The sequence below is a fragment of the Bradyrhizobium sp. Leo170 genome (assembly GCF_004296405.1).
Classification (GTDB): Bacteria; Pseudomonadota; Alphaproteobacteria; order Rhizobiales; family Xanthobacteraceae; genus Bradyrhizobium.
Genome location: NZ_PSRR01000556.1, coordinates 1 through 3158 on the forward strand (window position 1 = coordinate 1; position 3158 = coordinate 3158).

4 protein-coding genes are annotated in these 3158 nt (G+C 60.6%); 3 read left to right on the forward strand and 1 reads right to left on the reverse strand.

Going from position 1 to position 3158, the window contains the following annotated elements:
- Positions 1-580, reverse strand: a 580-nt coding sequence (locus tag CWO89_RS42295; RefSeq protein WP_130584137.1) for a cupin domain-containing protein, incomplete at its 3' end; no start/stop codon positions are given.
- Positions 581-711: 131 nt separating this feature from the next.
- Between CWO89_RS42295 and CWO89_RS42300 the strand changes: the two genes are divergently transcribed.
- From CWO89_RS42300 to CWO89_RS42310, 3 genes are all read left to right on the forward strand, one after another.
- The gene (locus CWO89_RS42300; RefSeq protein WP_130584138.1) at positions 712-1248 is read left to right on the forward strand and encodes a carboxymuconolactone decarboxylase family protein; all 537 of its coding nucleotides are present in this window, start codon (positions 712-714) and stop codon (positions 1246-1248) included.
- 43 nt (positions 1249-1291) lie between these two features.
- Positions 1292-1798, forward strand: coding sequence for a YkgB family protein (locus CWO89_RS42305; RefSeq protein WP_130584139.1), 507 nt, complete (start codon positions 1292-1294; stop codon positions 1796-1798).
- A 346-nt stretch (positions 1799-2144) separates the two neighbouring features.
- Entirely contained in the window at positions 2145-3014 is an 870-nt protein-coding gene (locus CWO89_RS42310; protein ID WP_130584140.1) for a class II fructose-bisphosphate aldolase, read from the forward strand.
- The last annotated feature ends 144 nt before the right edge of the window (positions 3015-3158 follow it).

Sequence of the window (3158 nt, forward strand, 5' to 3'; positions counted from 1 at the left end):
GGGCGTCTTGGGTCTCGCTCGCGAGCCGCAGCACAAGCGCGAACATCGCCGTCGACAGCGCGTTCAGCATGGCGCGGCCGCCCAGGTGATCGTCCGCCGACTCGCTCCGCATCAGCGCGACGAGGCCTGCGAGCTGCGCGGCTGTTTCCTTTCCGGCGTGAGTGCCGGCATGCACGACCAGGCGCGGCGGCAGATAGCTGCGCAGCAGGCGGTCGTGCGGCGGCGCGACGGCGAAGTGACCGCACAACAGATCGAGCCGTTCGTCCGATCCGAGATTTTCGCTGATCGTGAAGTTGAGGGCCGCACGGTTGCGGGCCGGCAGCGGCGCGGCCCCGCTGTCGTCGTGCATGATGTGACGAGGATTGCCGGGGAGTAGCAGAATGTCGCCGGGCTTCAGCTGCAGCGGCCTTCCTCCCGCCGGGTCCTCCAGCAGCGCGGAGCCGGCGAGCACGGCGTGGTACGGGATTTCGTTGGCCTCGCCGGGCCCCTGGTCGATGCGCCATGGAGCGCCATAGTTGCAGCGCAGGTCGAGCCGCCCGCGCACCGGCATCATCTCGAAGAGCTGGCTAAGCCAATCCATCGCGTCCCTCCCGAAGTTATCGCCATGAGACGATAGGGCATATATTCGAGATTTTATGACATTCAAAGTATCACGGCGCAGTCATACCGTCACTCCACGATCGTTCACACCCCCAATCAAGGAGTGCCACCATGTCCCGTCTCTCAGTCCCCAATCTCGAATCCGACATCGGCCCGTCGGGCCAAGTCTATGCCCAGATCAAGAAGGCGATCGGGAGCGTCCCGAACACCTTCGCCGCCATCGCCGCGCACGGCCCCGCTGCACTAAAGTCGGTCCTGGCCGCCGATGCAGTGCTCGCCACCGGCACACTGACCAAGCGCGATCAGGAGGTCATCAAGCTCATCATCAGCGCCGCCGGCGGCTGCGATTACTGCGTCGCTGCCCACAGCTATCTCGCCAAGCTCGCCGGCGTGAAGCCGGAGGTGCTGAAGCAGATCCGCGAGGGCCAGCCCACTGGCGACGCCAAGCGCGACGCACTGGTCGGCTTCGTCCGCAAGCTCGCGCAGTCCAGCGGCACCGTCAGTGACGAGGATTTCGCCGCGATCAAGGCCGCCGGTTACAGCGACGCGCAGTTGGTCGAGATCAGCCTGGCCTTCGCGACCACCGTCTTCACCAACGTCTTCAACCGCATCAACGACACCGAGATCGACTTCCCGGCAGTGGCGTGACGCAACTGCGCTCAGTCAGATCTTGGATGAAAGGATCACGACCATGACCACGATTACCAACACCACTCAAAATCCGCTTGTTCGCGCGCTGCACAGGTCCGGCCTGCTCGCGGAAGACCTCGACTATCACGTCGTCCGGGCCTCGATGGTGATCATGTTTTTCTTCTTCGGTTACCAGAAGTGGTTTCCGTACGAATTCGAACGACTGGTTCCGTTCATCAGCAATGGCCCGCTGATCTGGTGGCTCTATCCCGTATTCGGCCACGCCGGCGCCAGCTACTTCCTGGGCGTCTCAGAGTGGACGTTCGGGACCTTGCTGCTGGCGGGCTTCTGGGACAAGAAGTTCGGCGTTCTCGGCGCGCTGGGCTCGACCGGCACCTTCATCGCAACCGTCACCATCATTCCGTTCATGCCTGAGGGCTGGGATATCACTGCGGGAGGCTTCCCTGCGATGACGGGCAACGTGCCTTTCCTGATGAAGGACGTCGTTCTGCTCGCCGTCTCGCTCTACCTGCTGAGGCAGGACGTGGTTCGCCTGATGCGGCAATAGGTGGCACTCTGCTGATGGCGATGCATCGCCGGCGAGCTTCTCCCTCGCCGGCGATTGCGCGGTCGAAACTGCCGAACGGGTGCGGCGGAGAACTCCCGATGGTAGGCACGGCGCAAGTGTGTCTTTGCCCACCCCACGAAGCCGACGGCCGATATCTTCTTCCCGCATCGCGGTGTCGGCTATCGTTGTCACTGCCAGATTGCAACAGCTTCTCACCGGCCGCAATGGATTGAGCGCCCCTGCATTCAAATGCCCGTGTTTCGTGTCTTGCGAGAGGCAACAGGAGACCCAGTTATGCGAATACGGTGCAGAGCGCCACGCAGCAACATTGATGAGGAGGCTCTTGATGCATGGATTGCGGGATGCTTTGGAGCAGAGTCAGAAAGACGGTGCCGCGATCGGCCATTTCAACGTCGGCGATTGGGTTCTATTGAAGGCGGTGTCGGCAGCCGGACAGGAACTTAAGGTCCCAGTGGTGGTCGGTGCATCCGAGGGCGAACGGGAGTTTTTCGGAGTCTCCGAAATTGCGGCTCTGGTGCGGAGGTTGCGTGAGGAATGCGACTGCCCATTATTTCTTAACGCAGATCATACGCATTCCCTGGCAAAAGCCATGGAAGCGGTCAGGGCTGGATTTGACGCCATCGTCTTCGATCTTTCCGCGCTGCCATTCGAGCAGAACGTACGGCAAACAAAAGAAGCGGTCGAAGCCCTCAAAACAATCAATTCTGACGTCCTTGTCGAGGGAGAGATCGGCGACATTGGAACCGGTTCTGAAATACATGAAGAGGCTCCCGACTTGTCGAGGGGCTTAACATCTCCTGCAGAAGCGAGACAGTTTGTCGAGTCTACAGGGGTCGACATCCTCGCTCCGGCCGTGGGCAACATGCACGGGATGCTAAAGAGCATGGTGCAGGGACAAACACGGAAGCGGTTGGATATCCAGAGAATCGCCCAGATCAAGAGCGCGGCCCAAGTGCCACTTACCCTGCATGGCGGATCGGGAACCGACGACGAAGACTTGCGGAAGGCAATCGCCGCTGGGATCAATATCATCCACATCAATACTGAATTGCGGGTTGCCTGGAGACGCGGCTTGGAGGAGGGTTTGGCCCAACAGCCCTACGAAGTCGTCCCTTATAAGATCCTGCCGTTCGCAGTGGAATCGGTGAAAAACGTAGCTCGCTCACGCTTGAGCCTATTCAACGGCGATAAGTAGCTCATAGAGCTCGGTCTCGGTAAAATCGCTCCTCGTTATCCGAGGCGCGCTCCTCATTACGCTCCACGACCGGCCCGGATCCCGGCACCGATTTAATGCACCGTCACCGTAATTCGAGTTGACTCGGGTCTGTTGGGATTCATC